Origin of the sequence: Mesorhizobium sp. CAU 1741 (assembly GCF_039839275.1) — a bacterium.
Classification (GTDB): Bacteria; Pseudomonadota; Alphaproteobacteria; order Rhizobiales; family Rhizobiaceae; genus Aerobium.
In genome coordinates this window covers 90,766-112,196 of sequence record NZ_JBDOQP010000002.1, presented here as the reverse complement: position 1 = coordinate 112,196, position 21,431 = coordinate 90,766, and the positions used below count along the sequence as shown (strand labels likewise).

The window sequence follows — 21,431 nt, the reverse complement described above, 5'->3', positions numbered from 1 at the left end:
TGCGATAGGGCTCGCACATTCCAACAATGCGGGGAGACGACGCATGGCGGCAGGAAACGGGCTTCTGGCGGGCAAACGCGGCCTGATCATGGGTGTTGCCAACAACAGGTCGATCGCTTGGGGAATCGCCAAGGCATGTGCCGATGCCGGCGCTGAACTGGCCTTGACCTATCAGGGCGATGCATTCCGCAAGCGCGTCGAACCGCTCGCCGCCGATCTTGGCGCCCACATTGCAGGCGATTGCGACGTTACCGACATGGCCAGCGTGGACGCCGTATTCGCTGGGCTCGAAGAGAAGTGGGGCCGGCTCGACTTCCTCGTTCACGCCATCGCCTTTTCCGACAAGGACGAACTCGACGGTCGCTACATCAACACGTCGCGCGACAACTTCCTGCGCTCGATGGACATCTCCGTTTACTCGCTGACCGCGATCGCGCAGCGCGCCGAGAAACTGATGACCGATGGCGGCTCGATGCTGACATTGACCTACTACGGTGCGGAGAAGGTGATGCCGCACTACAACGTGATGGGCGTTGCCAAGGCCGCGCTTGAGGCGAGCGTGCGCTATCTGGCCGTCGATCTGGGCGCAAGCAGGATCCGCGTCAACGCCATTTCAGCGGGCCCGATCAAGACGCTGGCAGCGTCGGGCATTGGCGACTTCCGCTATATCCTCAAATGGAACGAGTACAACGCGCCGTTGAAGAAGACCGTCACGATCGAGGAAGTCGGCGGCTCGGCGCTGTATCTGCTCTCCGATCTTTCAAAGGGCGTGACCGGCGAAATCCATCATGTCGATTCCGGCTATCACGTCGTCGGCATGAAGGCGGTCGACGCGCCCGACATCTCCGTCGTCAAGGAATAATGCAAAAACTCGTCTACTTCGTCCGCCACGGGCAGACCGACTGGAATGCGGAAGGCCGGCTCCAGGGCCAGGCCGACACCGACCTGAACGCCACCGGCCGCCAGCAAGCCTCGCGCAATGGCGATCTGCTGCGCGAGCTGGTGCCTGATCCCACACGCTTCGACTTCGTATCGAGCCCATTGCGTCGCACACGGCAGACGATGGAGCGCATCCGAGCGGCGATGGGCCTTGAGGCAGATGGTTATCGCACCGACCCACGGCTGATGGAATTGCATTTCGGCGACTGGCAGGGCCACACCTTCGCTGAACTCGAAGCACTGGAGCCCGGCTGTTACGAGCGTCGCGAACGCGACAAATGGGGTTTCGTGCCGCCGGGAGCGGGAGCCGAGAGCTATGCGTCACTGGCCGAACGGGTAAGACCGTTCTTCGAAGATATCGCCGCCGACACCATCTGCGTCGCGCATGGCGGTATCCTGCGCTCGGTTCTTTGGCTGACGAACACCATGACGCCGGCCGAATGCGCGGCGATGTCCGTGCCGCAGGACCGTATCCTGCGGCTGCGCAATGGTGTCGCGGAGTGGCTCTGAGAGCTACTCGTAGATGACGATGTCGGTCACCTGTTTGACGCCTTCGACGGTGTCGTAAGCGATGACGACTTCAGCGCCTTCCGCCAAGGCGTCGACATTGAACTCGCCAGGCAAGCTATAGGTATTGCCGTTGTCCAGCGTGATCGTCAGCGCTTCGACGTCAATCTGCTGGATCTTGCCTTCGTCGTCGGCCGCGGTTGCCCCGCCGGCAAACAGCCCGATGCTGGCTGCGATTGCGAAAGCGTAAAGTACCCCTGTCAGGATGCGCATTTTTGTTCCTTATCCCTGGCCCCTTGATGCGAAGCGCGCTTCCTGCCTCGCACTTCGACAAGAGCAGAAACACACCGACTGTGTCAAAACTTTGCCGCGTGCCCGCGGTGCGCAACACGTCGGGACGGCGTCGGGCGCAGCCTTGCGGTCCGTGTGTTTGACGCCCACCCGAAACGCCAATAGAAGCGTCGCCGAAACCCACTGCAGGCCCCGCCATGTCGCACAACACTTTCGGTCACCTGTTTCGCGTCACCACCTGGGGCGAAAGCCACGGCGAGGCGCTCGGCTGCGTGGTTGATGGTTGCCCGCCCGGCGTCAGGTTCACGGTCGCCGACATTCAGTTCGAACTCGACCGTCGCCGTCCCGGCCAGTCGCGCTTCGTCACCCAGCGGCGCGAGCCGGACCAGGTGAAGGTGCTGTCCGGCTTCGTGCTCGACGATGCGGACGGCGAGACGATGGTGACCACCGGAACCCCGGTCTCCATGATGATCGAGAATGTCGACCAGCGCTCCAAGGACTACGGCGAAATCGCGCGCCAGTATCGCCCTGGCCACGCCGACTATACCTACGACGTCAAATACGGCATCCGCGATTATCGCGGCGGCGGGCGTTCGTCGGCGCGGGAGACCGCAGCCCGTGTCGCCGCCGGTGCGCTGGCGCGAAAGGTGGTGCCGGGCATGAGCGTGCGCGGCGCGCTGGTCGCGGTCGGCGAGCGCGAAATCGACCGCGACAACTGGAACTGGGGCTTCATCGAGAGCGCCGACAATCCGTTCTTCACGCCGGATCCGGCATCCGTGCCGGTCTTCACCGACTATCTGGACGAGATCCGAAAGGCGGGCTCGTCGGTGGGCGCCGTTGTCGAGATAGTCGCCGAAGGGGTGCCCGCAGGCCTCGGCGCGCCGGTCTATGCCAAGCTCGACCAGGACATCGCCTCGAACCTGATGTCGATCAACGCCGTTAAGGGCGTGGAGATCGGCGATGGCTTTGCCACCGCGCGCATGACCGGCGAACAGAACGCCGACGAGATGCGCATGGGCAATGATGGCAAGCCGATCTTCATGGCGAATCATGCCGGCGGCATCATGGGCGGCATCTCCACCGGCCAGCCGATCGTCGCGCGCTTCGCGGTCAAGCCGACCTCGTCGATCCTGACGCCGCGCCGTTCCATCGACGTGGACGGCAATGAAGTCGATGTCCGCACCAAAGGGCGCCACGACCCCTGCGTCGGCATTCGTGCCGTGCCGATCGGCGAGGCGATGGTTGCCTGCGCGCTCGCCGATCATTATCTGCGCCATCGCGGCCAGACCGGACGCATTTCCTGACCGATACCGACGAGGGCCGCACCATGGCGTATGACCAGAAGAAGATCGTCGAGGCGCTGCGCGCCTTCGAGGCTGGCGAGATCGTCGTCGTGATGGACGATGATGGCCGCGAGAACGAAGGCGACCTGATCGTCGCTGCCGTTCACTGCACGCCCGAGAAGATGGCGTTCATCGTGCGTCATACGTCCGGCATCGTCTGCGCGCCGATGACCCGCGACGACGCAAAGCGGCTCAATCTCCAGCCCATGGTGGCCGACAATGACGCGCCGCATTCGACGGCGTTCACGGTCAGCGTCGACTTCAAGCACGGCACCACCACGGGCATTTCGGCGGAAGACCGCAATCTGACGGTGCGCAATCTCGCCAATGGCAATGTCGGCGCCGCCGACTTTGTGCGGCCAGGGCATGTCTTCCCGCTGGTGGCGCGCGAAGGCGGGGTTCTGATGCGGTCCGGCCATACCGAGGCCGCCGTCGACCTGTGCAAGCTCGCAGGCCTGCCGCCGGTCGGCGTGATCTGCGAACTCGTCAACGACGACGGCTCGGTGATGCGTGGGCCGCAGGTGACCGGATTTGCCGAACAGCACGGCCTCAAGCAGGTCTCCGTGGCCGACCTGATCGCATACCGTCAGCGCCAGGAAACGCTGATCGAGCGCATTGCCTGCGTCGACATCGACACGGTGGCGGGCCCGGCCAAGGCCTATACCTACCGCCTGCCATGGGACGCCATGCAGCACTTCGTGGTGGTCTACGGCGATATCCGGGACGGCGTCGAAGTGCCGGTGCGCCTGCATCCGGAAAACGTCGTTTCCGACGTGTTCGGACCGGACAGCCGGCTCGACGAGATCATGCGCCGCATGGGCGAGAACAAGCGTGGCATCATCGTCTATCTGCGGGAGGGCTCGGTCGGCGTCGGTCAGGGTACCCGCACACGGCCTTCGCATGGCGACGAGGCGCATGAGGAAGCGCTTAGGCGCGAAAGCGAATGGCGCGAGATCGGCCTTGGCGCGCAGATCCTGCGTGACCTCGGCATCTCCTCGATCAAACTCATTACATCGCGCGAGAAGCATTATGTCGGGCTCGAAGGCTTCGGCATCGAGATTGCCTCGACGGAGATCATCTGAGCGAGAAGCTTGGGGAACATGCAGCGGGGAGGCCGCCGCATCGTGGTCAACACGCCTTGGCAGGCCTATATCTGAACGATGACCACGCGGCTCTATACCCATCCGATCTATCTCGAACACCTCACGCCTGCCGGCCATCCGGAAAGGCCCGATCGCCTGCGCGCGGTGGAACGCGTGCTGGCCGACGAGGCGTTCGACGCTCTCGACCGCCAGCAGTCGCCAGAGGGCGACGAGGCGACAATCCTGTACGCGCACCCTGCCGACTACGTCGAAATGGTCAGGTCGCGCATTCCGGCGGAGGGCATCGCGCGAATCGATTCCGACACGTCTGCAAGCCCGAAGAGCTGGCAGGCCGCGGTGACCGCTATCGGCGCGGCCAATGCGGCGGTCGACGACGTCTTTGCCGGTACGGCGGACAACGTGTTTGTCGCCTCGCGCCCGCCGGGCCATCACGCCGAGAAGTCCACGGCGATGGGCTTCTGTCTATTCAACAACGCCGCTATCGCTGCCCGTCACGCGCAGCGAAAGCATGGCGTCGAGCGCGTCGCGATCGTCGACTGGGACGTCCACCACGGCAACGGCACGCAGGACATCTTCTGGGACGACCCGTCGGTCCTCTATTGCTCGACCCACCAGATGCCGCTTTATCCCGGCACCGGGGCCAAGGACGAGACCGGGGCGGGCAACATCGTCAATGCGCCGCTTGCCGCAGGCACCGATGGAGATGTGTTCCGCGACGCGTTCCTGACGCGCATTTTGCCCGCGATCGACGATTTCCAGCCCGATCTCATTATCATATCGGCCGGGTTCGACGCCCATCACCGCGATCCGCTCGCCGAGATCAATCTGGTGGAAGACGATTTCGACTGGGCTACAGCCGAACTGCTTGGCAAGGCCGACCGCTGGTCAAACGGCCGGCTGGTGAGCCTGCTGGAAGGCGGCTACGACCTGCAGGGCCTGGCCTTCTCGGTCGGTGCCCATGTCCGCCGCCTCATGAAGGGATGAAGCCATGACCGAAGCCACGGCAATCAACGACGACATCAAGGCGATGAGCTTCGAGCAGGCGCTCGAAGCGCTCGAACGCATCGTCGACGACCTCGAGCGCGGCGACGTGCCGCTCGACCAGTCCATCAAGATCTACGAGCGCGGCGAGGCTCTGAAGGCCCATTGCGACAAGCTGCTGAAGGCCGCCGAGGACAAGGTGGAAAAGATCAGGCTGTCGCGCGACGGCAAGCCGGCAGGAACGGAGCCGCTGGACGGGGAATCGTGAACATGCCGCTTCGACATCGTGCCGGATGACGAGCCCGCACTGCGCCGCGTCGCATTTACATTCCCGCTTCTTGTGCCTATTCCCGAACGTTGATCGAACAACGCAAGGCGAGACCCGTGAGCCGTGCCCCCGACACTCCCCTTCTAGACACTGTGCGCATTCCAGCGGATCTGCGTGGCCTTTCCGAGCGCGAACTGCCGCAGCTTGCTGCCGAACTGCGCGCCGAACTGATCGATGCGGTCTCGCAGACCGGCGGGCATCTGGGTGCGGGTCTCGGCGTGGTCGAACTCACCGTGGCGCTCCACTATGTCTTCGATACGCCTGACGATCGTGTCATCTGGGACGTTGGCCACCAGGCTTATCCTCACAAGATCCTGACCGGGCGGCGCGACCGGATCCGCACCCTGCGGAAAGAGGGTGGCCTGTCCGGTTTCACCAAGCGGACGGAAAGCGAATATGACCCGTTCGGCGCGGCGCACTCCTCGACCTCGATTTCCGCCGGGCTCGGGATGGCGGTCGCACGCGATCTCAAGGGCGGCAGCAACAATGTGATCGCGGTGATCGGCGATGGATCGATGTCGGCGGGCATGGCCTACGAGGCGATGAACAATGCCGGCGCGCTCGACGCACGCCTCATCGTCATCCTCAACGACAATGACATGTCGATCGCGCCGCCTTCGGGCGCGATGAGCCATTATCTCGCAAGGCTCGCTTCCGGCGCCACCTATGCCGGCATCCGCGACATCGGCAAGAAGCTGACGGCCTATCTCGGCAAGCGGGTGGACCGTGCGGTGACACGCGCCGTCGAGCATGCGCGCGGCTATGTGACCGGCGGCACTCTGTTCGAGGAACTCGGCTTTTTCCACATCGGGCCAATCGACGGCCACAATCTGGAGCATCTGATACCGGTACTGCGCAATGTCCGCGACCACGGAGACGGCCCTGTGCTGATCCACGTGGTGACGCAGAAGGGCAAGGGATATGCGCCGGCCGAAGCGGCGGCCGACAAGTATCACGGCGTCAATCGGTTCGACGTGATCAGCGGCGCGCAGGACAAGCCGCCGGCCAATGCGCCGGGCTACACCAAGGTGTTCGCGCAGAGCCTGATCCGCGAGGCGCAGGAGGACGACCGCATCGTGGCGGTCACGGCAGCCATGCCGTCCGGCACCGGGCTCGATCTGTTCGGCGAGGCGTTTCCAACCCGCACATTCGATGTCGGGATCGCCGAACAGCACGCGGTGACCTTCGCGGCGGGGCTCGCGACCGAGGGCCTGAAACCGTTCGCCGCGATCTATTCCACCTTTCTCCAGCGTGCCTATGACCAGGTCGTGCACGACGTCGCGATCCAGAAGCTGCCGGTGCGCTTCCCGATCGATCGCGCCGGTTATGTCGGCGCCGATGGTGCGACCCATTGCGGGGCGTTCGACGTCACCTATCTGGCATCGCTGCCAAACTTCGTCGTCATGGCCGCCGCCGACGAGGCGGAACTGCGTCACATGGTGCGCACCGCCGTCGATCATGACGAGGGCCCAATCGCCTTTCGCTATCCGCGCGGCAACGGCGTCGGCGTCGAACTGCCTGACCGCGGCCAGCGGCTCGAGATCGGCAGGGGCCGTGTCGTCAAGCAGGGTACGAAAGTAGCGCTGCTATCGTTCGGCACCAGGCTCGCAGACTGCATGCTGGCCGCCGAGGAACTCGATGCCGCGGGGCTTTCAACGACGGTTGCCGATGCGCGGTTCGCCAAACCCCTCGATGCCGATCTCGTTCGGCGCCTGGCGCGTGAGCACGAGGTGCTTATCACGGTCGAGGAGGGCGCGATCGGGGGCTTTGCCACCCATGTGCTGCACTTTCTTGCTCATGAGGGCCTGCTTGAGGGCGGCCTGAGAGTGCGCCCGCTGGTGTTGCCGGACGTGTTTGCCGACCACGCAAAGCCCGAGAAGATGTATGCCGACGCCGGCCTTGACGCGGCTGGCATCGTGCGCGCGGTGTTTGGCGCTTTGGGGCGTTCGGTGTCCGCAGCCAGGGCCTGAGCGTTTACCATTTCCTAACCTTTGTGTTGGCGGCACCCCCGTCAGCGCGGTAGTTCCGGTCTGAAGAACACAAACCGGAACAGGGACGATGCGGACGCTTCTGCTCGCATGCGTGGTTGCAGTCGCCGGTGTCGGCGCGGCGCAACCCAACGACGCTGGATATGACGAGAAGCTGGCGCACGCCGCGGCACGGATCGTGGCGTCGCGGATGGGCGATCTGCGCGGCGGGCTGGATTTCAGGTCGCGGATCGAACTCGTCGAGACGATCTCCTCACGGGCCGATGGCGGCAATCGCATGCGGCCGGGCGTGTGGCGCGACGGCTTGGCGATTGCGGTGGAACGCAAGTCGACGGTGTCTCCGGAACTCTGACCCTTGCCTTGCCGGCGTGCTTGCCGCAAGGAGTGCGGATGAACATGCCATCGCCAACACGCGAGAGACCGCGTCTCGACGAACTTCTCGTCGAGCGCGGACTGTTTTCGAGCCGCTCGCGCGCACGCGACGCGATCGTGCGTGGTGCCGTCGCGGTGGATGGTGTGGTGATCGCCAAGCCGGGGCAGGGGACGCGCGCCGACGCCGCGATTGCCGTCGACGATCCGGGGCAAGACTACGTCTCGCGCGCTGCCCTCAAGCTGGTCGCCGGCCTGGACGCATTCGGCATCGACGTCGGCGGGAGACTGGCGCTCGACATAGGCGCGTCGACGGGGGGCTTCACCCAGGTGCTGCTCGAACGCGGCGCCGCGCAGGTGATCGCGGTCGACGTAGGACATGGCCAGCTTCATCCGAAACTGGCGGCGGACGACCGCGTGACGTCGCTGGAAAAGCTCAATGCGCGCGAACTCGAGGCAAGGCACCTTGAGGGCCGCGTACCGGACGTGGTCGTCTCCGATGTCAGCTTTATTTCTTTGAAGCTCGCGCTGCCCCCCGCACTGGCACTGGCCGGACAGGGCGCGCGCTGCGTGCTTCTGGTGAAGCCGCAGTTCGAGGCCGGGCGCGAGGCGATCGGCAAGGGCGGTATCCTGCGCGATCCCTCACAGGGCGAACGCGTCGCCGCCGATCTTGCGGCATGGCTCGACGCCATGCCCGGCTGGCGCGCGCTGGGCACGATTTCATCACCGATCGAAGGCGGCGACGGCAACCGCGAGTTTCTTCTCGGGGGCATCAAGGACAGATGAGCAGCATCGTCACCATCGCGCGTCTCGGCGCACAGGGCGACGGCATAGCGGATACGCCGAAGGGCCCGCTCTTCGTGCCGTTCGCTCTGCCGGGCGAGCGCGTCAACGTCTCCATGCAGGCGGTGGAGAAGAAGGCCGACCTCGTCGCGGTTCTCGATCCCTCGCCGGAACGCGTGGAGCCGCCTTGCCGCCACTTCGGCGAGTGCGGCGGCTGCGCCATGCAGCATCTGGAGGATGCTGCCTATCGCGATTGGAAGCGCGCGCGTCTTCTGGATGCGTTGCGGGCCAAGGACATAGATGTTCCCGTCGAGGACATCGTGTCCTGTGCGCCATATTCGAGGCGCCGCGCTGCATTGACCGCGCGCACGACCGAGAAGGGCGTTCTGCTCGGCTTCAACGCGGCGCTCTCGCATCGCATCGTCGACATGGAAGAGTGCCACGTGCTGTTGCCGGCGATCGTCGAGAAGCTCGACTTGCTGCGCGAACTGGCGGGATTGATCGCACTGACGTCGAAGCCGTTTCGGCTCGCGGTTACCCACACCGCGTCGGGGCTCGACGTCGCTGCGGACGAAAGCGGCAAACTTGAAGGCAAGAGGCGGCAGGCCGCGGTCGATTTCGCCATCGCCAACGGCATCGCGCGCCTCTCGGTGGACGGCGAGATCATCGTCGAGCCGCGAAAGCCGGTGTTCATGATCGATGACATCGCGGTACCCGCGCCGCCGGGGGCATTCATCCAGGCGGTGGAAGAGGCCGAACTGGCGATGGCATCGCTCGTCACCACGCATCTGGCCAAGGCGAAGCGCGTGGCCGATCTGTTTGCTGGCGTGGGCACCTTTGCACTGCGGCTTGCGCGTTCGAGCGAGGTCCATGCGGTCGAAGGCGACGCGGCCGCGCTGGCGAGCCTCGATCGCGGGTTCCGGTTTGCCACCGGGCTCAAGAAGGTCACGACCGAGAAACGGGACCTGTTCATCCGCCCGGTCACATACAAGGAACTCGACGCCACATTCGATGGACTTGTCTTCGACCCGCCACGCGCCGGCGCTGAAGACCAGGCGAAACAGATCGCACGCAGCCAGGTTCGCCTGGTTGCCGCCGTGTCATGCAACCCGCTCACGCTGGCGCGCGACCTGCGTATCCTTATCGACGGCGGTTTTAACCTCAAGCGCGTGGTGCCGATTGACCAGTTCGTGTGGTCTCCGCACCTGGAGGCAGTCGCACTGCTGGAAAAGCCGAAGAAGCGCCGGTAGCTAACCAAGCAGTCTGTCGACGAGCGCCGGCACGGTCTCCGTCGCCCTGCCTGTGATCCTCTCGTCGAACGCGTCGGCGTTCTCGGTCTCGTCGAGGTTGAGTTCGATCGTCCGGGCACCGGAGAGACGGGCTTCCTCGACGAACTGCGCTGCCGGATAGACATGGCCCGACGTGCCGATCGCTATGAAGAGCTCTGCCTTTCCAAGCGCCCGGTAGATCGTCTCCATCTGGTAGGGCATTTCCCCGAACCAGACGACATCGGGACGCAGAAACCCCGTCGCACCGCACGATTTGCATTGCGAGTTGACGGTGATGTCGTCGCGCCAGGGGGCACGCATTCCGCACGCCCGGCACAGCGCAGAGTTCAGTTCGCCATGCATGTGGACGAGCTTTCGCGACCCCGCGGATTCGTGCAGGTCATCGACATTCTGGGTCACCAGCAGGAATTCGCCCTTGTGGGCTCCTTCCAGCCGGGCCAGCGCATGGTGCGCCTGATTGGGCTGGACGCTTTTGAGGGCGCGGCGGCGCTGGTTGTAGAATTCGAGCACCCGCGCGGGATGGCGCTCATATCCCTCCGGCGTGGCATAGTCACGCCAGTCGTGCTTTGCCCATATTCCGTTGCGGTCCCGGAAGGTCGAGATGCCGGACTCCACCGAGATGCCGGCGCCAGTAAGGATCACGATGGAACGGGCAGTATGCATTGAGTGAGCTTGAAATGACCATGGATTGAGCGCATATTGAGCATGTAAATGCGAATATGTGCAAGGACATTGTCATGGTAAGCGCAGCACTGGAACTTTCGGCACAGCGCTTCGGCGAGCAGGGATCGCCGTTCCTGTCGCCGCGCCGGGTCGCCGAGCTCCTCGGCGTGACGATGACGGAACTGGCCGGATTGATCGGCGTCGCGCGCAATACGTTGGCGGCAAAGGCGGGTGCACGCAAGGTTGATGCGGCCCTGAGTCCCGTGGTGCGGGTGCTTGCAATGGTCGGCGAAATGGCGGGATCGGAGGAGCGCGCCGCGATCTGGTTCAAGCATCAGCCGATCCCAGGCTGGGCCGGCAAGACGGCCTACGACCTCGTGCGTGAGGGCAAGGCCGACAAGGTGCTCGCCTATCTGGAGGCAGTGCGCTCCGGCGTATATGCCTGAAGGCGCACAGCTAACTCTGTGGCGCGCCTTCGTGCCGCGCTGGGCCTATCTGCCATTGTCGGGCGAGGGGGCGGCGCGCTTCGGGGGCCGTTGGAATGCCGTAGGCGAGCCGACGATCTATGCCGCGCGCGAGCTCTCCACCGCCTGGGCGGAATACAATCAGGGCTTCGTGCAACACCCGGCGCTGATCGCGCAACTCGAACTGTCAGGCGCAAGGCTCGCCGACCTCACCGACGCAGTGTTGTTGGAAACGCTCGACATCGACCGATCGATCCACCGTTGCGAATGGCGCGCCGATCTTGATGAGGGGCGCGTGCCTGCGACCCACGCCCTGCGCCATCGCCTTGTCGGTCTTGGGTTCGACGGATTGATCTACCCATCCTTCATGTCGCCCGGCGGGAGTTGCGTGGCTCTCTGCCGCTGGAACGAACGCGCCGGTCCCCAACTCAAGGTCATCGACCCCGACAATCGCCTGCCCAAGACCCCGGCTTCGTGGGTGTAAGATCCTTCAGGTTCCCTTGCGGCTTCGACGATGGTAGTTCCGAAAATGGGCAACTGCCCTTCTCGGACTCCTGGTCGGTCCAAATTTTTTTCCTGAGAACGCGTAATTTGGGGAATTCATGACACTCTATTCTGCTGCGCAGGGCGCCGTGCGTTATGTGCCGACGGCGTTCAAGGCCAACGCTGCCGTCGAAGGCGTCAAGCTCGTCAACGAGGATGCAGCCAACCTCCTCGGCGGTCTGCTCGACATCATGATGGAAGAAGATGACGGAACTGGCCTGGACAACCCGAAATTCGCGGAAAATGGTCACGACGGCGATTCCCCCGCTACCGCCCGTTATTTCCGTGCCAAGAAAACATTCGGCGCGTTGGGAACGATGGCGGTCGCCATTCTAGACCAGAGCGGTCTGCAGGGCGGCGCGCAGGCGGCCTCGTCAGCGCATGTCTGGTACAGGGTCAACGCGCTTTTCACCAAGCTTGTGCCGCCATCGCGGCGTGCAAAGAAGGTGGTCTACGCCAGTTGGTATTCCTGGGAGGTTGCCAAGAAGGCCGTGACTTCGGGTAGCCTTGAAATTCAGATGACCCGGATATTGCGTCAGAAAATGTACGGTACGGCCGGCGGCGCAACGAAGGCGGCTGTCGCCTTCGGCAGTGGAGGCGTCGTGGGCTTTTTCGTCAATTCCGCCGCTTCGGCCTGGCAGGACAAGCTTGACGAGGTCTTCGGTCAGGATGTGCAGACGCTGGCGCAAGGCTTGCACTGGTTCGCGTTTCTCGAAACGGTGGTTGGCCGGGGCAAGGGCAAGGGCCCGGCGCTGCGCATACTGGAAATCATATGGAGCGAGTTCGCCCTCGGTAAGGGTTCAGGCGTCACGCTCGACGAAGTCGTGCGCGAGCCCAAGGGCTGGCTCGTGATCGCCGATCTCATAAACTGAGGCGCAGCAGTCGGCGGCGTCAGGTCTGCGTGCCGCCGACGGTCATCCGGTCCATGCGCAGATGCGGCTGGCCGACGCCTACGGGAACGCCCTGGCCAGCCTTGCCACACATGCCGATGCCGTTGTCGAGCGTCATGTCGTTGCCCACCATGCTGACCCGGTGCATGGCGTCAGGGCCGTTGCCGATGAGCATCGCGCCCTTGATGGGACGGCTCACCTTGCCGTCCTCGATCATGTAGGCCTCGGTGCAGCCGAAGACGAACTTGCCGCTGGTGATATCGACCTGTCCGCCGCCGAACGAGACGGCATAGATGCCCTTTTTCACCGAAGCGATGATCTCCTCCGGCGTGTGCGGCCCCTCGGTCATGTAGGTGTTCGTCATGCGCGGCATCGGCACGTGCGCATAGGACTCGCGCCGCCCATTGCCGGTTGGCGTCATGCCCATCAACCGGGCGTTCTGGCGATCCTGCATGTAGCCGACCAGCTTGCCGTCATCGATCAGCACGGTCCGGTTGGTGGCGGTCCCCTCGTCATCGATTGTCAGCGAGCCGCGCCGCTCCGAAATCGTGCCATCATCGACCACCGTCACGCCCTTGGCCGCAACCTGCTGCCCGAGGAGACCGGCGAAGGCGGAGGTTTTCTTGCGGTTGAAGTCGCCTTCGAGCCCGTGTCCCACCGCCTCGTGAAGCATGACGCCGGGCCAGCCCGAGGACAGGACGATGTCGAAAGTGCCGGCCGGCGCGGGCACGGCGTCTAGATTGACGAGCGCCTGCCGCAGCGCTTCCTCGGCCGCATGCTGCCAGGAGCCCTCGGCAAGGAAATCACCGAACGCCTTGCGGCCACCCATGCCGTAGGAGCCGCTTTCCTGTCGGTCGCCATCGCCGACCACGACGGAAACGTTGAACCGGACCAGCGGCCGCACGTCATGCGCCACCTGTCCGTCGACGCGCAGTATTTCCACCTGCTGCCATGATGCCGCCAGCGAAGCGGTTACCTGCCGCACGCGCGGATCGCGGTTGCGCAGCCAGGCATCGATGTCCTGCAGAAGCTTTGCCTTGTGTTCGAAACCAGGCTCCGCGATCGGGTTGTCGTCGCCGTAGAGCTTGCGGTTTGTACCTGTCGGCGCGGCAGCGGATGTTCCTGAATAGCCGGTCTTCACCGCAGAAACCGCGTCCGACGCGCGCAGCAGTGCCGCTTCCGAGAGTTCGCTGGCATGAGCATAGCCGGCTGCTTCCCCGGCGACGGCGCGCAGGCCAAAACCGCGGTCGGTGTTGAAGTTCGCCGTCTTCAGTCGACCATTGTCGAAGACCAGCGCCTCGCCCTCGCGATATTCCAGGAACAGTTCCCCGTCATCCGCGCCCTGGATCGTGTCGGACACGATCCTGCGGATGGCTTCTTCGGAAATGTCGAACTGTTCGAGAAGACGGGCTGCCATGATGTCGCTCCGATGCTGGTAAGGCTTTGCTGGCCTATATAGGCGCGACGTCGGCGGCTTGCGACCGGACGTTCAGGGCAATGCGTCGAAACCGGCGCCGAAGCCGTCAAGATCGACGGGAATGCCGATCCCTTCCTCCGGCGTCTGGAACACGATGAAGGTCGCCGAGTCGCCGTTGCGCAACGTGTCGAGCAGCGGCTGCTCGAGGATCACTTCCGCGTAGCACCCGTCCTGGAAACAGCGCACGAAGTATGCGCGGCCGATGTCGTTGCCGTCGACGTTGAGGCCCAGCCCGTTGGGCAGGAGGACGCCGAGCGGCGCCAGTACGCGCAGGATTTCCGCCCTGTCGTCAGCCGTACGCAGCACGACCACCGAAAGCCCGACCTCCGGCCTATCCTCGGCGATCACGTTCTGCATGAGGGCGCATTGCTCGGACGTCGCGCCTCCTGGCGTGTCGCAGATGATCGACCACGCGCCATGCGTCGAGCGCACGGTGCCGGCCTGCTGTTGTTGCTGTGCCGCCGCGGGCAGCGACAGGATCATGGCGCCTGCGGCGGCCGCGAACGGCAAGATCCAACGTAACGACATGAGCGGCATCCTCGCTTACCTGCTTTCTACGCGCGGCCAGGTGCCGAAACACTGCCCCAGCCGCGGCTGTCGGGCGGCTAAAGTCGGCACTGCCGCGCCATTGTGGCGAATCACAAGCAATCTAGCTTGCGCGGGAGGATGCGCAAGCATTGCAGCAAATACGGGCCGCACGGAAGGCACCGGCGGCACGATAGAAGCTGCATTTGCGACAAGTTGAGCGAAATCAAGGCGTGGAAGCTCTGCGAATGCCCGTCGCGCGCAAAAATGCCGCACATATAGGGACATGCCTTTCTTGCGGTTGATATGAGAGTATGGTTTGAACGCGCGATAGCGGTTGGCCCCATGTGCGCCGGCTTGCTTCTGTTTTTCGTCGAGACCTTTCGACCGGGGAGATGAAGAGGGTTATGAAGAAGTTCCTTGCGGGCCTTGGAGCCGTTTCGCCGGTAGTTGCAGCCTCCAGCGCGTTCGCCGCGGCCGGCCAGCCGACGCCGTGGCAATTGAGCTTCCAGGATCCGGCATCGGCCCTGATGGAGCAGATCATCTGGTTCGAACGCTACACGCTGTGGTTCATCGTGCCGATCACGCTGCTCGTGCTCGGTCTGCTGGCTTGGTGCATCGTTAAATATCGCGCCAGCGCCCACCCGGTACCTTCGCGCACCAGCCACAACACTCTCATCGAGGTGATCTGGACTGCGGGTCCCGTCATTATTCTCCTGTTCCTGGCCGTGCCGTCATTCCAGTTGCTGACGGCCCAGTACAATCCGGAACAGGAACCGGACATGACGATCAAGGCGACCGGCATGCAGTGGAACTGGGAATATGAGTATCAGGACGAGGAGCCGCTGATCTTCTCCTCCTTCATGCTTCGCGAGCAGGATCGCGCCGATGCCGGCAAGGAAGACCTTGCAGAATTTCCGCGACTTCTCGCGGTCGACAACGAGGTCGTGGTTCCGGTCAACACGACTGTGCGCGTGCTGGTCACCGCCGGCGACGTGATCCACGCATTCGCGATGCCCTCCTTCGGTGTGAAGGTCGACGCGGTGCCCGGCCGTATCAACGAAACCTGGTTCAACGCCAATCGCGAGGGCATTTTTTACGGCCAGTGCTCGGAGTTGTGCGGCAAGGACCACGCATTCATGCCGATCGCCATCCGCGTCGTCAGCCAGGAGCAGTTCGATTCCTGGCGCACGCAGGCGCAGGCCGACCTTGGTGAAGCCAACAGGGCGCTGATGGCTTCGATCAGGGACGAAGAGACGAACGTAGCGGACGCCGGCAACTGAGCCTGCGTGACGGAACGAGAGACGGAGCGGGAATATGGCAGGCGCTGCAGCTCATGACAGCCACGACAGTCACACGCCGACAGGCTGGACACGTTGGGTTTATTCGACCAACCACAAGGACATCGGCACGCTCTACCTGATCTTCGCGATCATGGCGGGCGTCCTCGGCGGCTTCATGTCGGTGATGATGCGCTGGGAACTGGCGGAGCCGGGTATCCAGATCTTCCATGGCCTGGCTGCGATGGTCTACGGCTATGAAGGCGATGCCGCGATCGACGGCGGCAAGCAGATGTTCAACGTCTTCACCACCGGCCACGCGCTCATCATGATCTTCTTCATGGTGATGCCTGCGATGATCGGCGGCTTCGCCAACTGGATGGTGCCGATCATGATCGGCGCCCCCGACATGGCGTTCCCGCGCATGAACAACATTTCGTTCTGGCTGCTGCCGCCGGCCTTCATCCTTCTGCTGATCTCCATGTTCGTGCCAGGCCCTGCCGGTGGTTACGGCGTAGGCACCGGCTGGACGATGTATCCGCCGATCTCCACGTCCGGAACGCCGGGCCCCTCGGTCGATTTCGCGATCCTTTCGCTGCATATTGCCGGCGCATCGTCGATCCTCGGCGCGATCAACTTCATCACCACCATCTTCAACATGCGCGCACCGGGCATGACGCTGCACAAGATGCCGCTGTTTGCCTGGTCGGTGCTGATCACCGCCTTCCTGCTGCTGCTGGCGCTTCCGGTCCTGGCGGGCGCGATCACCATGCTGCTGACCGATCGCAATTTCGGTACGACGTTCTTCGCGCCTGAAGGCGGCGGCGACCCGATCCTGTTCCAGCATCTGTTCTGGTTCTTCGGTCACCCCGAAGTTTACATCCTGATCCTGCCGGGCTTCGGCATCGTCAGCCACATCGTGTCGACCTTCTCGCGCAAGCCCATCTTCGGCTACCTCGGCATGGTATACGCCATGGTCGCGATCGGTGCGGTCGGCTTCGTCGTGTGGGCACACCACATGTACACCACCGGCCTGTCGCTCGACACGCAGCGTTACTTCGTCTTCGCGACGATGGTGATCGCGGTGCCGACCGGCGTGAAGATCTTCTCGTGGATCGCCACGATGTGGGGAGGCTCGATCTCCATGCGCACGCCGATGCTGTGGGCGATCGGGTTCATCTTCCTGTTTACGGTGGGTGGCGTGACGGGCGTGCAGCTTGCCAATGCCGGCCTCGACCGCTCGCTCCACGACACCTACTACGTGGTGGCGCACTTCCATTACGTGCTGTCGCTCGGCGCCGTGTTCGCGATTTTCGCGGCCTGGTACTACTGGTTCCCAAAGATGTTCGGCTACATGTACTCGCCGCTCATCGCGCGGACCCATTTCTGGGTTACCTTCATCGGCGTCAACTTGGTGTTCTTCCCGCAGCACTTCCTTGGTCTCGCCGGCATGCCGCGTCGTTATATCGACTATCCGGATGCCTACGCAGGCTGGAACATGGTGTCGTCGTGGGGTTCCTACATCTCCGCCGTGGGCGTGCTGATCTTCCTCTATGGCGTCTTCGAAGCCTTCTCGAAGAAGCGTGAGGCCGGAGCCAATCCATGGGGCGAAGGCGCAACCACCCTCGAGTGGCAGCTTCCTTCGCCGCCGCCCTACCACCAGTGGGAGCAGCTGCCGAAGATCAAGTAGGCACCTGACGATCATGAATGAGGAACCGCCGGTTGACCCGGCGGTTTCGGCCAAACGGAAAGAGCGGACTGCCTACGCATGGCCCTTGTAGAGAAAAACGCCTTTGACGATGCCGGCTTCCATGTCTCGGAAGCGCGCGCCGGCGACTATCTCGCGCTGCTGAAGCCGCGGGTGATGTCGCTCGTCGTGTTCACGGCGTTCGTCGGTCTCATGACGGCGCAGACGGCGATCAATCCGTTCATCGCGATCTTCGCCATTCTGGCGATCGCCGTGGGTGCGGGCGCCTCCGGCGCGCTCAACATGTGGTACGATGCCGATATCGATGCCGTGATGTCGCGCACGGCAAAGCGTCCCGTGCCCTCGGGGCGGGTGCTGCCGGGCGAGGCGCTGATCTTCGGCCTTTTCCTGTCGGCATTCTCCGTGATGATGCTTGGCCTGGTCGCCAACTGGCTCGCCGCTGGGCTTCTGGCGTTCACTATCTTCTTCTATGCCGTCGTCTACACGATGTGGCTCAAGCGCTGGACGCCGCAGAACATCGTCATCGGCGGCGCCGCCGGCGCCTTCCCGCCGATGATCGGCTGGGCGGCGGCGACAGGGCATGTGAGCCTCGAAAGCGTCATTCAGTTTCTCATCATTTTCTTGTGGACTCCGCCGCACTTCTGGGCGCTGGCGCTCTTCAAGTCCGGCGATTACGAGCGCGCGGGCATTCCGATGATGCCGAACGTTGCTGGCGAGGCATCGACCAAGCGTCAGATGTTTGCATATGCCGTGCTCGTCGCCGTGGTCGGCGTGCTTCCCACGGTCCTCGGCAATGCCAGCATGAGCTACGCGCTGCTGGCGGGAGCGCTGGGCATCGGCTTCGTGTGGTATTCCTGGGCTGTTCTGCGCATGCCGGAACAGGATCGCGTGATGAAGCCCGCGAAGGCGCTGTTCGGATACTCGCTGCTCTATCTTTTCGCGATTTTCGCCGCCCTGCTGCTCGACGCGGTCGCGGCTCGCAGCGGACTTGCGGTCTGGTGAGCGTCATGGACGAAGAAGGCGTGAAACTCACGGAAGGCCAGAAGAAGGCGCGGCGCAGCCGTTCCTTGGCGATCGCGCTGGCGCTCGCGGCCTTCGTCATCATCATGTATGTGGTGACCATCGTTAAGATGGGACCCGAGATCCTCAACAGGCCGCTTTGAGCAACCGGATGACCGCCACGAAGACACCACTCAGCGAAGGCAAGCAGCGGACCAACCGCCGCATCGCATTCGTGTGCGGAGGTTTCATCGCTGGCATGGTCGGCATGGCCTACGCAGCCGTGCCGCTCTACAACATGTTCTGCCAGGTCACGGGCTATGGCGGCACCACGCAGCGCGTCGAGCAATATTCCCAGACGGTCCTCGATCGCGACATCAAGGTTCGCTTCGACGCCAACACCTCCGGTGGGCTTCCGTGGGACTTCAAGCCGGTTTCACGCGACGTTACCATCAAGATCGGCGAGACGACGCAGATCAGCTATGAGGCGAAGAACACGTTCTCGAAGCCTACCGCCGGTCGCGCCAGCTTCAACGTCACGCCGCCACTGGCGGGCGCATACTTCATGAAGGTCGAATGCTTCTGCTTCACCGACACGACGTTGCAGCCCGGCGAGAGCATGGACATGCCGGTGGTCTTCTACGTCGATCCGGCGATCGTCGATGTTCCCGAACTGAAGAATATCCAGACGATCACGCTTTCCTATACCTTCTTCCCGCTCGACCAGGATGCGCCGCAGACTTCCGCCGCAACCGCTCCGGCCGGGCAGAGCAGCAATACCGACGCCGATACCGAATTCGGGGGATGACATGGCAGACGCACACGCAAAGAACCACGATTATCATATCATAGACCCCAGCCCGTGGCCGTTCCTGGCGGGCATCGGCGCTCTTGTCATGGCCATCGGCGGTATCGGTTGGATGCAGTCGATCAAGGGCAACGAGTTCTCGCTGCTGGGCATCCCGCTGGCTTCGCCTTGGCTGTTCTTCATCGGCTTGGCGATCATCCTCTACGTGATGTTCGGCTGGTGGTCGGACACGATCCGCGAGGCTCATGAAGGTCACCATACCCGTGTGGTGTCGCTCCACCTGCGCTATGGCATGATCATGTTCATCGCCTCGGAGGTGATGTTCTTTGCGGCCTGGTTCTGGGCCTTCTTCGATGCAAGCCTGTTCCCCAACGAGGCGGCGCAGGTCTTGCGGACGGAATACACGGGCGGCCAGTGGCCGCCGGTCGGCATCGAGGTCCTCGATCCTTTCCATCTGCCGCTCTACAACACGATCATCCTTCTGCTCTCGGGCACCGCGGTCACCTGGGCGCACCACGCGCTGCTCCATGACGACCGCAAGGGGCTGGTCTGGGGCCTGGCGATCACCGTAGCGCTCGGCGTGCTGTTCAGCGGCGTCCAGGCCTACGAGTACATGGAGGCGCCGTTCAGCTTCTCCAATTCGCTCTATGGCGCAACTTTCTTCATGGCCACCGGCTTCCACGGCTTCCATGTCATCATCGGCACGATCTTCCTGTTCGTTTGCCTGCTGCGCGCCATGGCCGGCGACTTCACCCCGAAGCAGCATTTCGGCTTCGAGGCCGCGGCATGGTACTGGCATTTCGTCGACGTGGTATGGCTGTTCCTGTTCGCCTGCATCTACATCTGGGCTTCAGCGGGTGCCCCGATCGCCCATCACTGATGCGCCACGACAGTTCACCGGGAGGCGGCCGTGGCGACATGGCCGCCTTCTGTCTTTCGAGGCCCTGAAACGCGGGGAGCGGAGCATGAGTGATGATCACGAACGCGACACCGCCCATTGGCCGCCGGTTGATGCGGTCAAGGCTGGTCTCGCGGGACGTTGTCCGCGCTGCGGCGAGGGCAGGCTCTTCGACGGCTTTCTCAGCGTCGGCGAGCGGTGCAGCAATTGCGGCCTCGACTATTCGTTCGCAGACGCAGGCGACGGCCCTGCCGTCTTCGTCATCTTCATCGCCGGTTTCCTCGTCGTCGGGCTGGCCCTGTGGATGGAGGTCACCCTCAGCCCGCCCCTCTGGCTGCATTTCATGCTCTGGATACCGCTCACCTTGATCGTCAGCCTCATCTCGCTGCGTCTCATCAAGGGGCTGCTGATCGTGCTGCAATACCGCAACAAGGCCGCAGAGGGGCGGTTGGACAAATAGCGATGAGTGATCACGTCCAAGAGCGTCGACGCGGCGCGCCGATCCTGTTGCTGGTTCTCGGGCTGGTCGCACTGGCGATCCTTCTCGCGCTGGGCACCTGGCAGGTGCAGCGGCTGGCCTGGAAGGAGAACCTGCTTGCGACGATCGAGCAGCGCGTTGCGTCGGCACCGAATTCGATCTCCTCCATCACCACGAGGCGTGTGACTACCGGTGATGTCGACTATTGGCCGGTCAGCGTCGGCGGGGAATTCCGCCATGAGGGCGAGCGCCACTTCTTCGCGACTCACCAAGGACGTACCGGATACTTCATCTACACGCCGTTCGAATTCGACGAGGGCCGTTACGTCCTCGTCAATCGCGGCTTCGTACCATTCGAACTGAAGGAACCGTCGCTTCGCCCGGAGAGCCAGGTGGACGGATGGCAGACGATAGAAGGGCTGGCGCGCAACCCGCTCGACGAGAAGCCGTCATGGGTGGTTCCCGAAAACGACGTCGACGGAAACATCTTCTACTGGAAAGACCTGCAGGTGATGGCCGCGACGTCAGGCGTCGGAGAGCCCGAAGACTATGTGAGCTTCTTCATCGACGTCAACGACGCGCCGAACCCCGGCGGCCTGCCGGTCGGTGGCGTGACGCTGATCAGCCTGCCAAACAGTCACCTTCAATACGCGGTCACCTGGTATGGGCTTGCCTTGGCGCTCGTGGGCGTGATGGGCACGTGGCTCTGGCGGCAGCGCAAGCCTTGACAGGCGGGTCCCATCGACGCCATCTGCGCGCTTGCAAACGCGCACGGGA

Annotated in this window: 25 protein-coding genes; 21 read left to right on the top strand and 4 right to left on the bottom strand. The window is 63.5% G+C overall.

What is annotated here, in order from left to right; all coding sequences use genetic code 11:
• Positions 1 to 43 precede the first annotated feature (43 nt).
• Together fabI and AAFN84_RS07525 are read left to right on the top strand one after the other, a co-directional pair.
• Positions 44 to 862, top strand: coding sequence for an enoyl-ACP reductase FabI (fabI, locus tag AAFN84_RS07530; RefSeq protein WP_347513946.1), 819 nt, complete (start codon positions 44 to 46; stop codon positions 860 to 862).
• Complete coding sequence (locus tag AAFN84_RS07525; protein WP_347513945.1) at positions 862 to 1,449, top strand: histidine phosphatase family protein; 588 nt, start codon at positions 862 to 864, stop codon at positions 1,447 to 1,449. The genes fabI and AAFN84_RS07525 overlap by 1 nt, the downstream gene beginning before the upstream one ends.
• Before the next feature lie 3 nt (positions 1,450 to 1,452).
• Here the strand turns inward: AAFN84_RS07525 and AAFN84_RS07520 are convergent, their stop codons facing one another.
• A complete protein-coding gene (locus AAFN84_RS07520) occupies positions 1,453 to 1,719 on the bottom strand; it encodes a DUF1344 domain-containing protein (RefSeq protein WP_347513944.1) in 267 nt (88 codons plus the stop codon).
• Between the two features lie 215 nt (positions 1,720 to 1,934).
• Here AAFN84_RS07520 and aroC point away from each other — a divergent pair, with 215 nt between their 5' ends.
• The 8 genes from aroC to AAFN84_RS07480 all read left to right on the top strand — a co-directional run bounded on the left by aroC (position 1,935) and on the right by AAFN84_RS07480 (position 9,882).
• On the top strand, positions 1,935 to 3,041 hold the full coding sequence (gene aroC / locus AAFN84_RS07515; RefSeq protein WP_347513943.1) for a chorismate synthase: 1,107 nt from the start codon (positions 1,935 to 1,937) through the stop codon (positions 3,039 to 3,041).
• Between the two features lie 23 nt (positions 3,042 to 3,064).
• Positions 3,065 to 4,162, top strand: coding sequence for a 3,4-dihydroxy-2-butanone-4-phosphate synthase (gene ribB / locus AAFN84_RS07510; RefSeq protein WP_347513942.1), 1,098 nt, complete (start codon positions 3,065 to 3,067; stop codon positions 4,160 to 4,162).
• A gap of 78 nt (positions 4,163 to 4,240) precedes the next feature.
• Positions 4,241 to 5,167, top strand: a complete 927-nt coding sequence (locus tag AAFN84_RS07505; RefSeq protein WP_347513941.1) for a histone deacetylase family protein — start codon at positions 4,241 to 4,243, stop codon at positions 5,165 to 5,167.
• Positions 5,168 to 5,171: 4 nt separating this feature from the next.
• The gene (locus tag AAFN84_RS07500; RefSeq protein WP_347513940.1) at positions 5,172 to 5,432 is read left to right on the top strand and encodes an exodeoxyribonuclease VII small subunit; all 261 of its coding nucleotides are present in this window, start codon (positions 5,172 to 5,174) and stop codon (positions 5,430 to 5,432) included.
• Between the two features lie 116 nt (positions 5,433 to 5,548).
• Complete coding sequence (gene dxs / locus AAFN84_RS07495) at positions 5,549 to 7,462, top strand: 1-deoxy-D-xylulose-5-phosphate synthase (RefSeq protein WP_347513939.1); 1,914 nt, start codon at positions 5,549 to 5,551, stop codon at positions 7,460 to 7,462.
• An 88-nt stretch (positions 7,463 to 7,550) separates the two neighbouring features.
• Positions 7,551 to 7,832, top strand: a complete 282-nt coding sequence (locus AAFN84_RS07490) for a hypothetical protein (protein WP_347513938.1) — start codon at positions 7,551 to 7,553, stop codon at positions 7,830 to 7,832.
• A 38-nt stretch (positions 7,833 to 7,870) separates the two neighbouring features.
• A complete protein-coding gene (locus AAFN84_RS07485) occupies positions 7,871 to 8,635 on the top strand; it encodes a TlyA family RNA methyltransferase (protein WP_347513937.1) in 765 nt (254 codons plus the stop codon).
• A complete protein-coding gene (locus AAFN84_RS07480; RefSeq protein ID WP_347513936.1) occupies positions 8,632 to 9,882 on the top strand; it encodes a class I SAM-dependent RNA methyltransferase in 1,251 nt (416 codons plus the stop codon). Before AAFN84_RS07485 ends, AAFN84_RS07480 begins: the two co-directional genes overlap by 4 nt.
• Here the strand turns inward: AAFN84_RS07480 and AAFN84_RS07475 are convergent, their stop codons facing one another.
• Positions 9,883 to 10,584, bottom strand: coding sequence for an NAD-dependent deacylase (locus AAFN84_RS07475; RefSeq protein WP_347513935.1), 702 nt, complete (start codon positions 10,582 to 10,584; stop codon positions 9,883 to 9,885).
• A gap of 74 nt (positions 10,585 to 10,658) precedes the next feature.
• On the opposite strand from AAFN84_RS07475, the gene AAFN84_RS07470 reads away from it, so the two are divergent.
• From AAFN84_RS07470 to AAFN84_RS07460, 3 genes are all read left to right on the top strand, one after another.
• Positions 10,659 to 11,030 (top strand): antitoxin Xre/MbcA/ParS toxin-binding domain-containing protein, encoded by a 372-nt coding sequence (locus AAFN84_RS07470; RefSeq protein ID WP_347513934.1) that lies wholly within the window; start codon positions 10,659 to 10,661, stop codon positions 11,028 to 11,030.
• The gene (locus AAFN84_RS07465) at positions 11,023 to 11,532 is read left to right on the top strand and encodes an RES domain-containing protein (RefSeq protein ID WP_347513933.1); all 510 of its coding nucleotides are present in this window, start codon (positions 11,023 to 11,025) and stop codon (positions 11,530 to 11,532) included. Before AAFN84_RS07470 ends, AAFN84_RS07465 begins: the two co-directional genes overlap by 8 nt.
• A gap of 118 nt (positions 11,533 to 11,650) precedes the next feature.
• The gene (locus AAFN84_RS07460) at positions 11,651 to 12,463 is read left to right on the top strand and encodes a hypothetical protein (protein WP_347513932.1); all 813 of its coding nucleotides are present in this window, start codon (positions 11,651 to 11,653) and stop codon (positions 12,461 to 12,463) included.
• A gap of 19 nt (positions 12,464 to 12,482) precedes the next feature.
• Here the strand turns inward: AAFN84_RS07460 and tldD are convergent, their stop codons facing one another.
• Both tldD and AAFN84_RS07450 read right to left on the bottom strand, forming a co-directional pair.
• On the bottom strand, positions 12,483 to 13,898 hold the full coding sequence (gene tldD, locus AAFN84_RS07455) for a metalloprotease TldD (RefSeq protein ID WP_347513931.1): 1,416 nt from the start codon (positions 13,896 to 13,898) through the stop codon (positions 12,483 to 12,485).
• Between the two features lie 72 nt (positions 13,899 to 13,970).
• Positions 13,971 to 14,441, bottom strand: coding sequence for an invasion associated locus B family protein (locus AAFN84_RS07450; protein ID WP_347515074.1), 471 nt, complete (start codon positions 14,439 to 14,441; stop codon positions 13,971 to 13,973).
• Positions 14,442 to 14,890: 449 nt separating this feature from the next.
• On the opposite strand from AAFN84_RS07450, the gene coxB reads away from it, so the two are divergent.
• From coxB to AAFN84_RS07410, 8 genes are all read left to right on the top strand, one after another.
• Entirely contained in the window at positions 14,891 to 15,766 is an 876-nt protein-coding gene (gene coxB, locus AAFN84_RS07445) for a cytochrome c oxidase subunit II (RefSeq protein ID WP_347513930.1), read from the top strand.
• A 34-nt stretch (positions 15,767 to 15,800) separates the two neighbouring features.
• Positions 15,801 to 17,453 (top strand): cytochrome c oxidase subunit I, encoded by a 1,653-nt coding sequence (ctaD, locus tag AAFN84_RS07440; RefSeq protein ID WP_347513928.1) that lies wholly within the window; start codon positions 15,801 to 15,803, stop codon positions 17,451 to 17,453.
• Positions 17,454 to 17,531: 78 nt separating this feature from the next.
• Positions 17,532 to 18,473: a heme o synthase gene (locus tag AAFN84_RS07435; RefSeq protein ID WP_347513927.1), complete on the top strand. Its 942-nt coding sequence runs from the start codon at positions 17,532 to 17,534 to the stop codon at positions 18,471 to 18,473.
• A 5-nt stretch (positions 18,474 to 18,478) separates the two neighbouring features.
• Complete coding sequence (locus tag AAFN84_RS07430; protein WP_347513926.1) at positions 18,479 to 18,634, top strand: hypothetical protein; 156 nt, start codon at positions 18,479 to 18,481, stop codon at positions 18,632 to 18,634.
• 8 nt (positions 18,635 to 18,642) lie between these two features.
• Positions 18,643 to 19,278 carry a cytochrome c oxidase assembly protein gene (locus AAFN84_RS07425; RefSeq protein WP_347513925.1) on the top strand — a complete coding sequence of 212 codons (636 nt, stop codon included), beginning with the start codon at positions 18,643 to 18,645 and terminating at the stop codon, positions 19,276 to 19,278.
• A gap of 1 nt (position 19,279) precedes the next feature.
• Complete coding sequence (locus AAFN84_RS07420) at positions 19,280 to 20,158, top strand: cytochrome c oxidase subunit 3 (protein WP_347513924.1); 879 nt, start codon at positions 19,280 to 19,282, stop codon at positions 20,156 to 20,158.
• Between the two features lie 85 nt (positions 20,159 to 20,243).
• Positions 20,244 to 20,636, top strand: coding sequence for a DUF983 domain-containing protein (locus AAFN84_RS07415; protein WP_347513923.1), 393 nt, complete (start codon positions 20,244 to 20,246; stop codon positions 20,634 to 20,636).
• A 2-nt stretch (positions 20,637 to 20,638) separates the two neighbouring features.
• Complete coding sequence (locus tag AAFN84_RS07410; RefSeq protein ID WP_347513922.1) at positions 20,639 to 21,382, top strand: SURF1 family protein; 744 nt, start codon at positions 20,639 to 20,641, stop codon at positions 21,380 to 21,382.
• The last annotated feature ends 49 nt before the right edge of the window (positions 21,383 to 21,431 follow it).